This window comes from Aquitalea magnusonii (genome assembly GCF_002217795.2).
In the GTDB taxonomy this organism is placed as follows: Bacteria; Pseudomonadota; Gammaproteobacteria; order Burkholderiales; family Chromobacteriaceae; genus Aquitalea; species Aquitalea magnusonii_B.
The window spans coordinates 526,703-543,462 of the sequence record NZ_AP018823.1 but is presented as its reverse complement, the minus strand read 5'-3'; the positions used below and the strand labels follow the sequence as shown (position 1 = coordinate 543,462).

General features: G+C 56.3%; 14 protein-coding genes. 9 read left to right on the top strand and 5 right to left on the bottom strand.

The window, feature by feature from the left end:
* The first annotated feature begins 107 nt into the window (after nucleotides 1–107).
* Nucleotides 108–1,307 (top strand): SAM-dependent methyltransferase, encoded by a 1,200-nt coding sequence (locus DLM_RS02645; protein ID WP_089084921.1) that lies wholly within the window; start codon nucleotides 108–110, stop codon nucleotides 1,305–1,307.
* Between the two features lie 132 nt (nucleotides 1,308–1,439).
* On the opposite strand, the gene DLM_RS02640 is transcribed toward DLM_RS02645, so the two are convergent.
* From DLM_RS02640 to DLM_RS02630, 3 genes are all read right to left on the bottom strand, one after another.
* The gene (locus tag DLM_RS02640; protein WP_167467025.1) at nucleotides 1,440–2,003 is read right to left on the bottom strand and encodes a YSC84-related protein; all 564 of its coding nucleotides are present in this window, start codon (nucleotides 2,001–2,003) and stop codon (nucleotides 1,440–1,442) included.
* An 81-nt stretch (nucleotides 2,004–2,084) separates the two neighbouring features.
* Complete coding sequence (locus DLM_RS02635; RefSeq protein WP_145985752.1) at nucleotides 2,085–2,324, bottom strand: hypothetical protein; 240 nt, start codon at nucleotides 2,322–2,324, stop codon at nucleotides 2,085–2,087.
* A 608-nt stretch (nucleotides 2,325–2,932) separates the two neighbouring features.
* Nucleotides 2,933–4,348, bottom strand: a complete 1,416-nt coding sequence (locus tag DLM_RS02630; RefSeq protein WP_089084923.1) for an efflux transporter outer membrane subunit — start codon at nucleotides 4,346–4,348, stop codon at nucleotides 2,933–2,935.
* 122 nt (nucleotides 4,349–4,470) lie between these two features.
* Between DLM_RS02630 and DLM_RS02625 the strand changes: the two genes are divergently transcribed.
* The 3 genes from DLM_RS02625 to DLM_RS02615 all read left to right on the top strand — a co-directional run bounded on the left by DLM_RS02625 (nucleotide 4,471) and on the right by DLM_RS02615 (nucleotide 9,353).
* Nucleotides 4,471–5,088 carry a TetR/AcrR family transcriptional regulator gene (locus DLM_RS02625; protein ID WP_089084924.1) on the top strand — a complete coding sequence of 206 codons (618 nt, stop codon included), beginning with the start codon at nucleotides 4,471–4,473 and terminating at the stop codon, nucleotides 5,086–5,088.
* A gap of 84 nt (nucleotides 5,089–5,172) precedes the next feature.
* The gene (locus DLM_RS02620; RefSeq protein WP_089084925.1) at nucleotides 5,173–6,288 is read left to right on the top strand and encodes an efflux RND transporter periplasmic adaptor subunit; all 1,116 of its coding nucleotides are present in this window, start codon (nucleotides 5,173–5,175) and stop codon (nucleotides 6,286–6,288) included.
* Entirely contained in the window at nucleotides 6,285–9,353 is a 3,069-nt protein-coding gene (locus DLM_RS02615; protein WP_089084926.1) for an efflux RND transporter permease subunit, read from the top strand. Before DLM_RS02620 ends, DLM_RS02615 begins: the two co-directional genes overlap by 4 nt.
* Nucleotides 9,354–9,544: 191 nt before the next feature.
* Here the strand turns inward: DLM_RS02615 and DLM_RS02610 are convergent, their stop codons facing one another.
* Nucleotides 9,545–9,934, bottom strand: coding sequence for a winged helix-turn-helix transcriptional regulator (locus DLM_RS02610; protein ID WP_089084927.1), 390 nt, complete (start codon nucleotides 9,932–9,934; stop codon nucleotides 9,545–9,547).
* 167 nt (nucleotides 9,935–10,101) lie between these two features.
* On the opposite strand from DLM_RS02610, the gene DLM_RS02605 reads away from it, so the two are divergent.
* The 5 genes from DLM_RS02605 to DLM_RS02585 all read left to right on the top strand — a co-directional run bounded on the left by DLM_RS02605 (nucleotide 10,102) and on the right by DLM_RS02585 (nucleotide 15,697).
* The gene (locus DLM_RS02605; RefSeq protein ID WP_197715495.1) at nucleotides 10,102–11,082 is read left to right on the top strand and encodes an alpha/beta fold hydrolase; all 981 of its coding nucleotides are present in this window, start codon (nucleotides 10,102–10,104) and stop codon (nucleotides 11,080–11,082) included.
* Between the two features lie 48 nt (nucleotides 11,083–11,130).
* Nucleotides 11,131–11,889, top strand: a complete 759-nt coding sequence (locus DLM_RS02600) for an SDR family oxidoreductase (RefSeq protein WP_089084928.1) — start codon at nucleotides 11,131–11,133, stop codon at nucleotides 11,887–11,889.
* Between the two features lie 21 nt (nucleotides 11,890–11,910).
* A complete protein-coding gene (locus DLM_RS02595) occupies nucleotides 11,911–12,717 on the top strand; it encodes an oxidoreductase (RefSeq protein WP_089084929.1) in 807 nt (268 codons plus the stop codon).
* A gap of 41 nt (nucleotides 12,718–12,758) precedes the next feature.
* The gene (locus DLM_RS02590) at nucleotides 12,759–14,255 is read left to right on the top strand and encodes a DHA2 family efflux MFS transporter permease subunit (RefSeq protein ID WP_197715494.1); all 1,497 of its coding nucleotides are present in this window, start codon (nucleotides 12,759–12,761) and stop codon (nucleotides 14,253–14,255) included.
* A 257-nt stretch (nucleotides 14,256–14,512) separates the two neighbouring features.
* Entirely contained in the window at nucleotides 14,513–15,697 is a 1,185-nt protein-coding gene (locus DLM_RS02585; RefSeq protein ID WP_089084931.1) for a thiolase family protein, read from the top strand.
* A gap of 199 nt (nucleotides 15,698–15,896) precedes the next feature.
* On the opposite strand, the gene DLM_RS02580 is transcribed toward DLM_RS02585, so the two are convergent.
* Complete coding sequence (locus tag DLM_RS02580) at nucleotides 15,897–16,748, bottom strand: aldo/keto reductase (RefSeq protein ID WP_089084932.1); 852 nt, start codon at nucleotides 16,746–16,748, stop codon at nucleotides 15,897–15,899.
* Nucleotides 16,749–16,760: the final 12 nt, after the last annotated feature.

Genomic DNA, 16,760 nt, shown 5'->3' with positions numbered 1-16,760 from the left:
CCGCCGCCGCCCGGTCCCTGGCTGCCGGCAAGCACAGCGGGTCCGGCAATACCCCAAGCACCACAGCGCTGCCATAACCACCTGCTGCGCAAGGAGGAAGGACAAACATGATCTGGCAACAACGCATGCAACGGCTGGCCAGCCATTTGCGCCAGCACAGCCCACTACCTGCCCGCCTGGTCTGGGATGGCCAGGCGATTGATTTTGGCCTGTTCGAGCAGCCGCTGGTCACCATGCACATCCGCAAGCCCGCCGGCTTGCGCTATTTGCTTTCCCCACGGCTGGACCATCTGGGCGAGGCATATGTCAGGGGCCTGGTGGATATCGAGGGCAAGCTTGATGACATCATCGACATGGCGCATGCCCTGGCCCGCCGTGGCAAGCGCTATCCGCTGCAAAGACTGGCCGGCCTGCTGTTTTCACACAATCGCCGGGCCGATCGCCAGGCCATCCAGTACCACTACGATGTGTCCAACCATTTTTACGCCCAGTGGCTGGACCCGGAAATGGTGTACTCCTGCGCCTATTTCCCGCAGGGGGATGAAACACTGGCAGCGGCGCAAATCAAGAAAATCGACCATATCCTCAGCAAGGTGAAACTGCAAAACGGGCATGGCTTGCTGGACATCGGCTGCGGCTGGGGTGCGCTGCTCATCCGCGCGGCGCGTCAATTCGATGTCAACTGCCTGGGCATCACCCTGTCACAACAGCAGTATGCCGAAGCCACACGGCGGGTAAGCCTGGCAGGCCTGCAGGACCGGGTGGAAATCCGCCTGATGGATTATCGCGACCTCAGCGGCCGCTTTGACCGCATCACCAGTGTCGGCATGTTTGAACATGTTGGCATCAAAGGGCTGCCGGGCTACTTCAGACAGATACGGAATCTGCTCACCCCGGATGGCCTGGCCCTGAATCATGGCATCACCTCGGTAAGCACCAAGCAGCGGGACGCGCCATTCGGCGCCGGTAATTTCATCGACAAATATGTTTTCCCCGGCGGCCAGCTACCCCATATCGGCAGCACCCTGAGCAGCATGCAGCAAGGCGGGCTGGAAGTGCTGGACGTGGAAAACCTGCGTCGACACTACGCCTTGACGCTCAGCCTGTGGTCGCAGAATTACGAAGCCAACAGCAGGCAGATCCGGCAGGAAATCGGCGAGCAACGCTACCGTATCTGGCGCATTTATCTGGCCGGGTGTGCCTATGCCTTTCGCAACGATGTAATCAGCATTTACCAGATTCTGTGCCAACCGGCAGGACGCCATGCCGATACGCTGGCATGGTCACGGGAATACATGTACGGATGAATATTGCCTTGCTAACAGCATGCTATTCATGCCGGATGCACACTCCGCCAAGGAATTACACCCGGCATGCAAGCATGCCTGCGCACGGATAAAGCCGCACAATGATCAATGCCAGACATCTTGCCCCAAGCGTTAGGGATCAAGCCTGGACACTTTTGTCCCCTGCAAGGAAATATTGAACATTAATCCCCCATTCGTCATGACAAAGCCAACCACGGGGGCCTTGGCCGTTTCCGTATCCACCGATCCATCTGCGCCAATAGTCAGCAGGGCCACATTGGCATCCACCCCAGCCGTCCAGCCCTTGCCCTGACGGAAGTGATCCAGTGCATCCTGGGTCATGAACAGGAAAATAATGGCCTTGGATTGCGCCCCGGCCTGAAAGCCAAACGAGCCGGTCATGGTCTTGTAATAACCATCGACTTGATTGCCAATGCGCAACTCCCCTTCACCATATGCCCCGCCCACCATCAAGCCGGCAGTCAGCACCGATGGAAATACCAGCACACCTTTGGCTTTTGCCACCAGTTCGCGCGATCCTTTGGCCTGACGATAAAGATTGTTCAATGTCGCGGTGGAGTTGGCATCAATCGCCTGCCGGGTGGACATGGTGCTGGCCTGCTGCGTAGGCATGGTGGTGGTACAGGCACTCATCAGAATACCCAGCGTCAGGGCCATGCAGAAACGTTTGTTCATGAGAATTCTCCAGAGATATCACCATGCATGGTTACGGCAGCAGGCCGCAGCAGCATGAAGGTGATGTTGGGCAGTGAGCTGTCAGTGAGCACGATAGTTTTCCGGGTATGCGGCAATTGCTTTCCCGGCATATTCATCTGCCGCTGCGCGCTGTGCGTCACGGATGACGACAGAAGGAGGCAGATGTTCAGCCGGATCGACTGGCGCTGGCGCAATGGGACTAGTGATGGGAAGCGGACTGTTTGCAGCATCGGTTTCTGCCAACATGCGGTGGGAGGGATGGCTACCGAGCATCATCGACAACAAGAATATATTGATCATGAGAAGACTCCAGTGATCAAAAATCACGACACAGGCAGTCTGCAAAATACTGATCTTGCATGTTTCACCTTACAGACTGATACCTGGCTAGCAAACAAGCCAGCCTGCATGACTCTGCCTGAACTGCCACAGGCCATCTGTGCGCAAGTACACATACCCCGGGCGCAAACAATCTGACGCAATGCATGTGGCGCAGGCCAAGCGGCGCAAGGCGCTGCAATACCAGACGCCATCAGGCCGGGGGAGCAAGTGTTTGAGGGGGCAGGTAACGCCACGCCAGCCGCTGGCGCAATGGTGCAGGGTGCGCGATGAGCGGCCTGCAGCGCTCCGGACGCGAAGCGCGGCTAACAAAACAGCCTAGCGTCTCTGGCGCATGGCGCGCTGCCGCCCGACAATACCTGCAGTACGGCAAGGAGCTGCCAGGCCGCGGCAGGGTTTTTATTCGCGCCGCCAACGCCTTCTGTCACGGCAAACGGGGGAGCTTGGCCCCCCCTGCCGTATTGACAAAGAATGTTAGTGAACGCGGGCTGCGCTGAATCCAGTTGCGGTTTCTGCCGCGCGCCTGCTGCAGAAAGCAGGCAAAATTCCAGCCCGAATCAGTAGCGGGGTTATCCAGCGACGGACGGCTGCCAACCACCGCCCAATGCCTTAAATGCGGCAACTGCGGCGCGGGCGGCTTCTGTGCGCGCTTGCGCCTCTGCATCCGAGGCACTGAGCAAGCTTTCATCTGCCTGCAATACCTCAATCAGACTCACCAGCCCATTTTGATAGGCGGCAAAGGACGCGGACCGGGCGCGGCCAAGTGAATCCACCCCACGGGCAAGGACTGCAGATTGCTCTTCCCGCTTAAGCAGCGCCGAGAAGGCATTTTCAACATCCTCTGCAGCATGCAGCACGGCCAGTCGATAGGCCGCCAGCATCTCGGCCTCCTGCCCCTTGGCTTGATCAATCTGCGCGTTGATGCGAGCAAAATCGAACAAACGCCAACGTAGCCCGAATACCGCGGCAGCCTGGCTGGCACCACTGGTGAACAGATTACCGGAGGACATGGTCGTTGCACTGCCTACCAGCCCGGTCATGGAGAGCTTGGGATAGTACTCGGCAACGGCAACACCAATACGCGCACTGGATGCAGCCAAGCGGCGCTCGGCCACGATGAGGTCTGGCCGCCGCCGCAGCAGTTCACCAGGAGATTCAACACTAGTGATGCGCGGAGCAAGCGGGATCGCCCCGGTTGCAGCCAGTTCGGAACGATGGGTGCCGGGTGGTGAAGCCAGCATCACATCCAGAGCATTCATCGCGGCATCCAGCCCGGTTTCAAGAACGGGGACTGCAGACTGGATTTGAGCAAGCACTCCTTCTGCTTGATTTACCTGCAGCTCTGCCGCCAAACCTTTGCGGTAAAGAAGCTGAATCTTGCCAAGCAGTTCTTGCTGTTTCTGCACCTGTCGCCGGGCGATATCCAGGCGGGTTTGCAATCCGCGGATGCTGATGTAGATGTCAGCAGTCTGGGCGGCAACAGCCAAGCGGGCGGCGTTGGCACCGGCTTCGGAAGCCTGATACTCGGCCAGTGCCGCTTCCCGTTCCCGGCGCAGTCCACCAAACATGTCCAGTTCCCAACTGGCACCGAGATTGGCCGCGTAATCATTGCCGTAACGGTTAAAGCCAGGCTGCGTATTCAACACCTGCCCCAAGGACGTTTCCACCGACTGATAAGCCCTGGCCGCTTGTCCACTGATATTGCCAGAAGGCAGTAAGGCCGCGTTGGCGGCTCCCAGCCCGGCCCGTGCTTGCACCACGCGCGCGGATGCCTGCGCCAGATCGAGATTCTGCGCCAATGCCAGCGAGACATATCGACTCAGTTGTGGGTCGCCGAACCCGGTCCACCATGCCAGCAAGTCGACCTTGGTGGCAGCATGCCCTTGTTCGATTGCAGCAGCACCCATGTAGTGATCGGGCAAGGATATTTTGGGCCGGACGTAATCAGGACCAACGGCACAGCCAGTCAACAGACTGGCTGCCATGAACAAGGCAAGAGGGCGCTTAGTCAACACAGGCAGACTCCGAATCAAGATGAACTATAGTGACCATAATACATATTAGTCACTCATTGTCAATTTTAGAGCCGCTGTGTAAGCTATCACGCATGAAAAATACACACACCACCTCCGCGGCTGCCCGAGGCCCGGCTGATCACGACGTACGCAATCAAATCGTGGCCGCCGCTACCGAGCACTTCAGTCTCTATGGATACGAAAAGACAACCGTGTCCGACCTCGCCAAGGCCATCGGCTTCTCCAAGGCTTATATCTACAAGTTTTTCGAGTCCAAACAAGCCATTGGAGAGATGATCTGCACCAACTGCCTGCTAGAGATCGAACAAGATGTCAGAGCAGCGGTAGACGAAGCCGAAGGCGCACCGGAGAAGCTACGAAGAATGTTCAAAACCATTGTAAAATCAAGCCTCAGGCTGTTTTTTCAGGATCGCAAGCTGTACGAGATAGCCGCCTCTGCCGCCGGTGAACGCTGGGCCGCCACCGTTGCTTACGAACAGCGCATTCAAGACTTGCTGCAAGATATCCTGCAGCAAGGCCGACAGAACGGGGACTTTGAACGCAAGACGCCTCTGGATGAAATGGCCAAGGCCGTTTATCTGGTTCTGCATCCCTATCTGCACCCACTTATCTTGCAGTACAACTTCGACAATGCCGAAGAAGCCCCCACCCACCTATCGAGCCTGGTGCTGCGCAGCCTGGCGCCCTAGCGGCATAACATAATAGTGACTATTGACTAAATTAGTCACAAGAATAATACTGAAAGTCCTGATCATTTCGTCAAAGGGACTTTCATGCCCCGGCATCGCCTCGCCATCTCAACTCTCATCTGTGCATTGCCGTTTGCCCTGGTCGCTTGCGGCGAAGAAGCACCACCAGATCCCCGCACCAATACGCCATTGGTCCGCACCGCTCTTGTTCAGGAAAGCCAGCCTGAAGCACACACCTTTACCGGCACCATCGCAGCACGGATACAGAGTGATCTTGGATTCCGTGTTGCGGGCAAGGTATTAGAACGGCTGGTTGACACCGGGCAAACCGTCAAGCGTGGCCAGGTGCTGATGAGGATAGATCCTATTGATCTGCGACTGGCTGCCAACGCGCAGCAAGAAGCAGTCTCGGCAGCACGCGCACGCGCGCAGCAGACTGCTCAAGACGAAGCCCGCTACCGCGAGCTGCGTGGAACCGGTGCCATTTCAGCTTCGGCCTACGACCAGATCAAAGCAGCAGCGGATGCGGCAAAAGCGCAGCTTAGCGCCGCGGAAGCACAGGCCGATGTCGCCAAAAATGCCAGCCGGTATGCGGAGTTGATCGCGGATGGAGATGGCGTGGTGATGGAAACGCTGGCCGAACCCGGCCAGGTGGTCAGCGCAGGACAGACCGTGGTGCGCATCGCCCATGCAGGTCGCCGTGAAGCCCTTATCCAATTACCAGAAACCATCCGCCCTGCCGTTGGCTCCACCGCGCAAGCCACGCTGTTTGGCCAGGAAGATGTCAGCGTTACAGCCAAACTGCGCCAGCTCTCAGAGACTGCAGACCGCCTGACGCGCACCTTCGAAGCACGCTATGTGCTGGATGGAGACTTGGCCAACGCCCCCCTGGGTGCCACAGTGACCATCCGGATTCCGGCGGGCCGGCCTGCCGCCAATGGCGGCCTGCAAGTACCGATCAGCGCACTGTTTGATGCCGGCAAAGGACCGGGCGTCTGGGTGGTTGATGGTCATCCGAGCAAGGTTTCCTGGCGACCGGTTACCATTCTCAAGCTTGATGACGATGCTGCACGGGTTAGCGGCAGCATCAAACAAGGTAATCGCATTGTCGCGCTCGGAGCCCACCTGTTACATGAAGGAGAACAGGTCAAGGTGGCAAGCCATGCCTCTGCCACCGCCGGACAAGGGGTTAAGCCATGAGTGAGAGTCGATTCAATTTGTCCGCTCTGGCCGTGCGCGAGCGGGCCATCACGCTGTTTTTGATCGTCTTGATTTCATTGGCCGGCCTGGTCTCGTTTCTTAAGCTGGGCAGAGCCGAAGACCCTGCCTTCACCGTCAAGGTGATGACGATTGTCACCGCCTGGCCAGGGGCGACGGCACAAGAGATGCAAGACCAGGTGGCGGAGAAAATCGAAAAGCGCTTGCAGGAGCTGCGCTGGTATGAGCGCAGCGAAACCTACACACGCCCCGGACTGGCGTTTACAACGCTGACCTTGCTGGATAGCACGCGGCCCTCTGAAGTAAAAGAGGAGTTTTATCAGGCACGGAAAAAAATTGGCGATGAAGTACCCAATCTTCCGGCCGGCGTCATGGGCCCCTTCCTGAATGATGAGTATTCGGATGTCACCTTCGCCCTGTTTGCCCTCAAGGCCAAAGGCGAGCCGCAGCGCGTGCTGGTACGGGATGCAGAAACCCTGCGGCAACGCCTGCTGCATGTGGCCGGGGTCAAAAAGGTCAATATCATTGGAGAACAGGCAGAACGGATTTTTATCGAGCTGTCCCACGATCGACTGGCGACACTGGGAATCAGCCCGCAGGATGTATTCGCTGCACTTAACAACCAGAATGCGCTGACACCGGCCGGTTCAGTCGAAACCAAGGGACCGGAAATCTTCATCCGGCTGGATGGTGCGTTCAACCAATTGCAGAAAATTCGCGACACCCCGCTGGTTGTGCAAGGCCGTACCCTGAAACTGTCAGACATTGCCACCGTCAAGCACGGTTATGAAGACCCGGCAACCTTCATGATCCGTAACGGCGGAGAACCAGCCCTGCTATTGGGCGTCGTGATGCGTGACGGCTGGAATGGCCTGGATTTGGGCAAGGCGCTCGATAGCGAAGTGGATGCAATCAATGCGGAACAACCACTGGGCATGAGCTTGTCCAAAGTCACCGACCAGGCGGTCAACATTCACAGCGCAGTCGACGAATTCATGATCAAGTTCCTGGTCGCCCTGTTGGTGGTGATGCTGGTCAGCTTCATCAGCATGGGCTGGCGCGTCGGTCTGGTGGTGGCGGCGGCGGTGCCCCTGACACTGGCCGTCGTCTTCGTGGTGATGGCGGCAAGCGGCAAGAACTTTGACCGCATCACCCTTGGCTCGCTGATTCTGGCACTGGGCCTGCTGGTGGACGATGCCATCATTGCCATTGAAATGATGGTGGTGAAAATGGAAGAAGGCTATGGCCGGATTGCGGCTTCCGCCTATGCCTGGAGTCACACGGCAGCACCCATGCTGTCCGGCACCTTGGTCACGGCAGTGGGCTTCATGCCTAACGGTTTTGCCAGATCCTCTGCAGGTGAATACACCAGCAATATGTTCTGGATCGTAGGCATTGCCCTCATCGCCTCGTGGGTGGTTGCCGTGGTGTTCACCCCCTATCTGGGCGTCAAGCTGCTGCCTGACTTCAAGAAGGTTGAAGGTGGGCATGCCGCCATCTATGACACGCCGCGCTATAACCGCTTCCGTGCATTTCTGGGACGCATCATTGGCCGCAAATGGCTTGTTGCTGGCGGGGTGATTGGCTTGTTTGTGCTTGCCATACTGGGCATGGCGGTGGTGAAGAAGCAATTCTTCCCCATTTCTGATCGACCTGAAGTGCTGATCGAAGTGCAAATGCCCTATGGCACTGCCATCTCGCAAACCAGCTCCGCCACCGCCAAGGTGGAAGCGTGGCTGGCCAAGCAAAAAGAAGCCAGAATCGTCACCGCCTATATTGGTCAGGGCGCTCCGCGCTTCTATCTGGCCATGGGGCCGGAACTGCCGGATCCCTCATTTGCCAAGATCGTGGTGCGTACTGACAACCAGACTGAGCGGGATGAACTGAAACAGAAGCTGCGCCAAGCCATCGCCGCCGGCCTGGCACCCGAGGCGCGCTTGCGTGTTACCCAACTGATTTTTGGCCCCTACTCACCGTTCCCGGTTGCTTACCGTGTCTCGGGGCCGGATCCGGACAAATTGCGCGGGATTGCCGATCAGGTGCGTCAGGTATTGGAATCCAGCCCGATGATGCGCACCGTCAACACGGACTGGGGCGTGCGCGTTCCCACCCTGCACTTCATCTTGCAGCAAGACCGCTTGCAAGCACTGGGACTTAGCTCCAGCGCCGTGGCGCAGCAATTGCAGTTTTTCCTCCAGGGAGTGCCTGTCACAGCGGTACGCGAGGATATCCGCACGGTTCAGGTGGTGGCACGTTCTGCAGGCAGCACGCGGCTGGACCCGGCCAGGATCAACGCCTTTACCTTGGTTGGCATGCATGGTGAACGCATTCCGCTATCACAAGTAGGCAAGATAGAAATGCGCATGGAGGAGCCGATTCTGCGCCGACGCGACCGCACGCCCACCATCACAGTGCGCGGTGACATTGCCGATGGCTTGCAGCCACCTGATGTATCAGCAGCGATCACCAAGCAGCTGCAGCCCATCATCACCACACTGCCAAGTGGCTATCACATCGAGGAAGCCGGATCGATTGAAGAGTCAGGCAAGGCCACCGCAGCCATGATGCCCTTGTTCCCCATCATGCTGGCAGCCACGCTGTTCATCATCATTCTTCAGGTGCGTTCGCTCTCCGCCATGGTGATGGTGTTCCTGACCAGTCCACTGGGCTTGATTGGCGTGGTTCCGACGCTGTTACTGTTCCACCAGCCTTTCGGGATCAATGCACTGGTGGGGCTGATTGCACTATCAGGCATCCTGATGCGCAACACCTTGATCTTGATAGGACAGATCCGGGAAAACGAGCAAGCAGGGCTAGACCCGTTCAGGTCGGTCGTGGAAGCCACCGTGCAGCGTGCGCGTCCAGTGATTCTGACCGCCCTGGCCGCCATTCTGGCGTTCATCCCGCTGACGCACTCCGTGTTCTGGGGAACGCTGGCCTACACCTTGATTGGCGGCACATTCGCAGGAACAGTCCTGACGCTTGTATTCCTGCCAGCCATGTATTCCATCTGGTTCAAAATCAAGCCGGCAGCACATGCCAGCTAAAATAGATGGCTGATGCAAAAGAAGCTGCGCCCAAAGGCGCAGCTTCTTTATTGTCATGCAGATGGCGTTGCAAGCACATGGCGCGGCCCTGCTGTCGGGCCTGCCACAGATGCAAATTGTTTGGCAACGCGATTGCCGCCTGCAGAAGAGTGCCGGTGCGGCCGCATACAGCGGCCTGCGCGCTCAGTTCTTCATTCTCTTATTTCTGCCTGACAGAAATGATCAGGGGTAACGACCCCCGGTATGTGTTTTTGCCCCCACTGCGCCATTGTTTGCAAGACACCGGCCAAATCAGCCCCTTTGCGCGTGATGAAGTACTCCGCGCGTGGTGGCTTGTCTTGATAGAACTCCTTTTTTACCAGACCGGCAGCTTCCAGACGTTTCAATCTGTCCGCCAGGATATTGGTCGGAATGGACTCGGGCGAAGACTGGAATTCTCCGTAGCGATGCTTACCGGCAATCAGCAAGTCACGCACCACAAGCAGCGTCCATTTGTCGCCAACAATGTCGAGCACATTGGCAATCGGACAGGCCGAGCGATAGCCCTCGGGGCATGAGGGCGTTGAGTTTTCATTTTTCATGTACAAAATTCTAGACAAGTCACTTGCATTTTACAAGTTAAGGTCTTAGCATTAACTTTCATTTTGCAAGTGACTAAGCATCCCTGCTCCGTCAAGCGCTCATGTGAGCGGCTGGAAGCCGGAATGCACAGTGCGAATACCACTCAACTGAGCACAGGATGAATGATATGAACAACAGCGATTCCACCATCGACTCTCAGGCGCGCCGCCAAATGCTTCTCGCCGGCGCGGCCATGGCGGCGACGATTTCCGTCCCCTTTACCGCCAGCGCCGCCGCCCAGGCCAGCGCAAGCAGCGATATCAATACCGCCGCCTCAAGCACCCGCTTCGTCGAGGTTGATGGGCGCAAGCTCGCCTACCGTTCCGTTGGCACCGGCAAGCCGATTGTGTTGTGTCATCGTTTCCGAGGTGTACTTGGCCTGTGGGACCCAGCCTTCATCGATGCCTTGGCCGCGCAGGGTTATCAGGTCATCACCTTTGACTATTCCGGCATCGGGCTGTCGACCGGTGAGCGCAGCTATAACCCCGCTGCCATGGTTAAAGATGCCAAAGACCTGATCCATGCCCTGGGCCTCAAGGATGTGGTGATTGGTGGCTGGTCGATTGGCGGGATTGTGGCGCAGATTTACCTGGCCATGTTCGGACAGGAGGTGAGTCATGTCGTACTGCTCGCCACTACGCCTCCCGGTCATCTGGTAAAGACAGCCGAGCAACTCTTCTATGATGCGGCAGCGGTACCCGGCATCGGCCTGGAAAACTTCACCACCATCTTCTTCGAACCAAGCGACGCAGGCAGTCGCCAGGCTTCCAAGCAATCGTTTGACCGCATCATGGCGCAAAAAACCGCGCGCAGCCCTGATGTCCCGGCCGACTGGGCAATCAGCCAAATCGGCACTACACCGCTCAATCCGGTCTTTCCATCCGATGAGGTACTGAATGTCCTGAAAACCACCAAAACCCCCATCCTGCATATCGGGGCGGATCACGACATCATTTTCCCGATTGAAAACTGGTATGCGCTCAATGCGCAACTGCCAACCCTGAATTTGATTACCTACCCCAAATCAGGTCATGCACCTCATCACCAATACCCTGAAATGGCAGCCACACAAATCGCAGCCTTCATCAAGGGTACGCATAAAGCCTGATCAGGGCTGACAACATTCATCACTCAAACGACAAGCAAAGGACACATCATGAAGCTGGAAGGCAACACCATTCTTATTACCGGAGGCGCGTCCGGTATTGGCCGAGGTCTGGCTGAAGCATTTCATCAGCGCGGCAACAAAGTCATCATTGCAGGCCGCCGCAAAGCACTGCTTGAAGAAGTAATTGCCGCCAACCCTGGCATGGAAGCCATTGAACTGGATGTGGCCGATTCCGCCAGCATTGCCGCAGTAGCCAAGGTGCTGATTACCCGCTATCCGACGCTCAATGTTCTGATCAACAACGCCGGCATCATGCCATTTGATAATGCCGCCGGTGAAATTGATGAGGCCACTTCCCGCCGCCTCATCGAAACCAATTTTCTTGGCCCTATCCTGCTGACTTCAGCCTTGATCGAACATCTGAAACAGCAGCCGCGCGCCACCATCATCTACAACACCTCCAGCCTGGCCTACCTGCCCTTGGCACCCAGTGCCGTTTATTCCGCCACCAAGGCCGGCCTGCATTCTTATGCCCTTTCGCAGCGCTTCATGTTGCGCGACACCAATGTAACCGTTCAGGAAATTGCACCGCCCTGGGTAGATACCGACCTGATCAAGAAAGGGGCCGATCCGCGCGCCATGCCGGTGGATGCCTTTATCGCGGAAACCATGCAAGGACTGGCGACAGAAATACCGGAAGTCGTGGTTGAAGCTGTGCGCCCACTGCGCGCCAATCCGGGGCCGAATGAGCATGCCTTGATTGATGCCTTCAATGCCGAGCTGATTGCCAACCCACCCGCTTTCTGAAGTTAAACAGGAGATAGCACCATGACGAATACTAAAGTTGTTGTTGTGACCGGCGTGTCATCCGGTATCGGACGAGCGACTGCGCTGAAATTTGCCGAGCAGGGATGCCAGGTATTCGGCACGGTGCGAAATCTGACCGGCGCGCAGCCCATCCCAGGGGTTGCGCTGCTGGAGCTGGATGTCCGTGACGAAGCCGCCATCCAACGGACCATCCAGCACATCATCAGTCACACCAAGCGAATTGACGTGCTGGTCAACAGCGCCGGCGTCACCTTGCTGGGCGCGATGGAAGAAACATCGCTTGCAGAAGCCCAGGCACTGTTTGATACCAACTTTTTTGGCCTGCTGCGCGTGATCCAGGCGGTACTCCCCTACATGCGCCAGCAGCGCTCAGGCCGTATCGTCAACATCAGTTCGGTGTTGGGCTTTCTACCAGCGCCTTACATGGCACTTTATGCCGCCTCCAAACATGCGGTTGAGGGATTATCCGAGACGCTTGATCATGAAGTCCGCCAATTTGGCATTCGTGTGTCCCTGGTAGAACCGTCATTCACCAAGACCAATCTCGATATCAATGCCCCACAGGCAAGCGCTCAAATACCAGCCTATGAGCTGGAGCGTCGTAGCGCGTCCCAGGCCATTCAACAGCATGTTCAGCAAGCACCCGTTCCGGATGCGGTTGCCTCAAGCATTATCACTGCCGCACTAGGGCCGTGGAAAATGCGCCATACCCCCAAGGGCGAGGCTTCCCTGCTGGCTAAATTACGCCGTTTCCTACCCGCAGGACCTGTCAGCAAGGGGATAAGAAAAACTTTCGGATTAGCCTGATTTAATCCGCCGCCAGCACAAATCAATCATCGCAATAAGCTTTGCACGGCGAAAGCCAGCCAGCTTATCGCCGGGGCAAGTCAATGACAGACTCTGAGAGCAAGCTGATCAAACCCTCGTCCACCGAGATGAAACCAGCCGCTGCAAGCAGCGCCCGCGGCACCGTCAGCCCCTGGCAAGTATTCTGGGTAGCCAGCCTGGCTGTGTTCATCGTATCGATGGACGGGACCATGCTGTTTTCGGCGTTCAGCGCCTTAAGCACTGGCTTCCCGCACGCAACGCCAGCAGATCTGTCGTGGGTGCTTAATGCCTACACCGTGGCCTATGCAGCCATGCTGATACCTGCAGGAGGCCTGGCGGACAAGCATGGACGTAAAAAAGTCTTTCTGCTGGGCCTTGTGCTGTTTTTGATCGCATCAGTCGGCTGCGGATTGGCTGTCAGTGTGACATGGCTGGTGATAGCCAGAGTCTTGCAGGCTATCGGTGCTTCACTACTGACACCTTCCTCACTTTCCCTGGTGATTGCGGCATTCCCGGCGGACAAGCGCGCCATCGCTGTCAGTTTATGGGGAGCGGTGGGCGGCCTGGCCGCGGCGATAGGCCCCAGTCTTGGTGCTTTCGTGATCGCAGCAATTGGCTGGCAGTGGGCCTTCTACCTGAATGTGCCAATAGGTGTGCTGGCCATCTGGCGTGGCACAACAATACTGACGGAAACCAGGCAGACTTCCCGGCTGCAAGCGCCAGTAGACGTGCTGGGCATGGCATTGCTGATCATTGGCATCGCCGCCCTGGCGCTATCCATCGTGCAAGCCGAATCACCAGCGTGGTCGCAAAACGAACTGTTTGCCGCAGCCGGAGTAGGCCTTGTATGCACGCTGGGCTTTATTGCCTGGGCAGGTATCAGCCGCGCACCACTGGTGGACCTGGCGTTGTTTCGCAACGTCACCTACCGGTATGTCAATCTCGCCACCTTGAGCTTTGGCATCGCATTTTCGATGATGTTCTTTGCCTTCTTTTTCTACATGAAGTCAATCTGGCACTACTCGCTGCCACTGGCTGGTCTGGCGGTAGCACCAGGCCCGTTGATGGTCATACCGGTCGCAGCAATCTCGGGCAGGATAGCAAGTCGGCATGGCCACCGCGCCTTACTTGTAGCGGGATGTCTGATCTATGCCAGCAGTGCCTTGTGGTTCTTGCTGGTGCCCGGTGCCGGGCCAGCGTATCTGACCCACTGGCTTCCAGGCATGCTTATCAGCGGGGTTGGTGTGGGAATGGTCATGCCGTCCTTGTCAGGTGCAGCGGTAAGCCACTTGCCGTCCAGTCATTATGCCGTCGGCGGTGCCATTAACCAGGCCATACGGCAAATTGGTTCGGTATTGGGGGTTGCCCTTACCGTGCTCTTGCTGGGTCGTGCAGGTCTGGAGAGAGCTGATTTCAATACAGTCTACCTCTGTCACATGAGCTTGGCCCTGCTGACGGCACTGCTATGCCTGCCTATCAATACACGCCCTGCAATGGCCGCAAGAACCGGCCACTAACGCCGGGCAAACCATCCACTTATGTGAAAAACCCAATTCATTCAACAATATTACCGCGCGATATAAAAAATACAGAACGCTGAGCCATATAAAAACACAGCCAATATCATTGGCAGTACAAATATTCATGAACACAATAAAAGCAATCAATCTCTAAGCCAAGACATCAGCCAGATTCGCCTTACTTTTGCGTAGTCAGCATTAAAACTTTCCATTACCGCAACACGGCCTCATATCTGAACAAACAGGAGATTAAAATGAGCCAACATGAAATTGTACTGTGCCACCCTGTACGAACCGCTATTGGTTCATTTGCTGGGTCTTTGAAGTCCACATCGGCCATGATGCTTGGTGGCGTAGTGATTCGTGAGACGCTCAGACGCTCCGGACTTGATCCTGAGAAAATAGATGGCGTGGTAATGGGCAATGTTGTCCAGGCCGGCAACCGCATGAATCCGGCTCGCCAGGCAGCCATCGCTGGCGGTCTGCCCGACGCGGTACCGGCCTTTTCGGTCAACCGGGTCTGCGGCTCTGGTGTTCAAGCAATCGTATCCGCCGCGCAAGAAATCAGCTTTGGTTACTCCCAGGCGATAATTGCCGGGGGAATGGAAAACATGGATATGGCACCCTACTTGCTGCCCTCCGGCCGATGGGGGGCACGCATGGGCAATGTACAGGTCTATGACAGTATGCTGCACGATGGTCTGATTGATGCATTTTCTCACAAGCACTCCGGGTGGCATACCGAAGACCTGGTGGAAAAATATGGTATCAGCCGCGAGGAGCAGGATCGCTGGGCGCTGCGTTCGCAACGGAATTTCTCTGCCGCACAAAATAGTGGTGTATTCGATGCTGAAATCACGGCAGTTGAGATAGAAACCAAAAAAGGCGTTTATCAGTTCAATCGAGATGAAGCCAATCGACCAGATACCACACTGGAAGTATTGCAAAACCTGAAGCCGGCATTCCGTACACCTGGCACCATTACCGCAGGGAATGCACCGGGCCTGAATAGTGGTGCCGCGGCACTGATTGTGGCGGAAAGAAGTTTTGCTGAAAAAAACCACTTGCAAGCAGTCGCCCGCTTAGTATCGTTTGGCATTGCTGCCGTTGAACCTGGCATGTTTGGAATTGGTCCGGTACCCGCAGTGCAACAAGCGCTGCAGCGTGCCAACTGGACACTGGCTCAACTTGACCGAATTGAAATTAATGAAGCTTTTGCCGCGGTCCCGCTCGCAGTAATGCGCGAATTGGGAATCGATGAGAATATTGTCAATGTCGAAGGTGGTGCCATTGCGCATGGACATCCAATTGGTGCAACCGGTGCGATATTAACAACGCGTCTGATTCATTCCCTCCAGCGAGCCGGGCTGAAACGCGGTCTGGTAACACTATGCATAGGCGGCGGACAAGGTATTGCCTTGGCAATTGAGCTGTTATAATTCTTGCATCGCCCAATCAGGCCTAAGTCAAACTACCGCGTATGATTGATGAAGAAGCGGGGAAAGTCCATCAGACTCTCCCCGCCATTTTTTATTCCACGGCACTGCCTAAAAAACCATTGAATAAAACCACGGCATTCGAATAACCATATCAGTCCTTGATTGCAATATGATTTGAATAACCAGTGCAAGCCTGGCATCAGGTAGGGCGATGTGCTTCGTAGAGCCACTTCACCATCGCAGGATCTCGGTGATCAAAAAATGCACTGCTGGCGGTATCGAGCCTAGCAATTCTGGCCATGTCTGCCGCACTCAATTCGAAGTCGTTGATGGTGAAGTTTTCCAGCATGCGTTCCGGGCGAACCGATTTGGGAATGGCCACCACGCCGCGTTGCAGCAACCAGCGTAGCACGATCTGAGCCACGGAACGGCCATGCTGTTGCGCGATATCTTGCAATACTTCATTACCAAAAAGATTGTTACGCCCTTCCGCAAATGGTCCCCAGGATTCAAGCTGGATACCCTGCTGCTGCAAAAACCGTGCAGTGGCTGTCTGCTGGCAGAATGGGTGGGTCTCTATCTGGTTTACCGCCGGCACCACCTTGTTACGCATCACCAAATCCATGACACGATCCGGATGAAAATTGCTGACGCCAATGGCGCGAATACGACCATCCCGATACAACTGTTCCATGGCTCGCCATGAGCCATGGATATCACCATATGGTTGATGGATCAGGTACAGATCCAGATAGTCCAGTTGGAGTCTGGCCATGGAACGTTCAAACGCCTGCAGCGTCTGTTCGTAGCCGGTATCGTGCAGCCAAAGCTTGGTGGTGATGAACAGTTGCTCGCGTGGAATGCCACTGGATGCAATGGCACGTCCAACAGCCTCTTCGTTGCCATAGGAAGCTGCGGTATCAATCAATCGATAACCGGTTTGCAAGGCTGCAGCCACACAGGCTTCACACTCCGCCGGCTCATTCATCTGAAATACACCGAATCCTTGCAATGGCATCTGAATGTCGTTGTTCAGTGTAATTGTTTGCATATTAATCTTTCT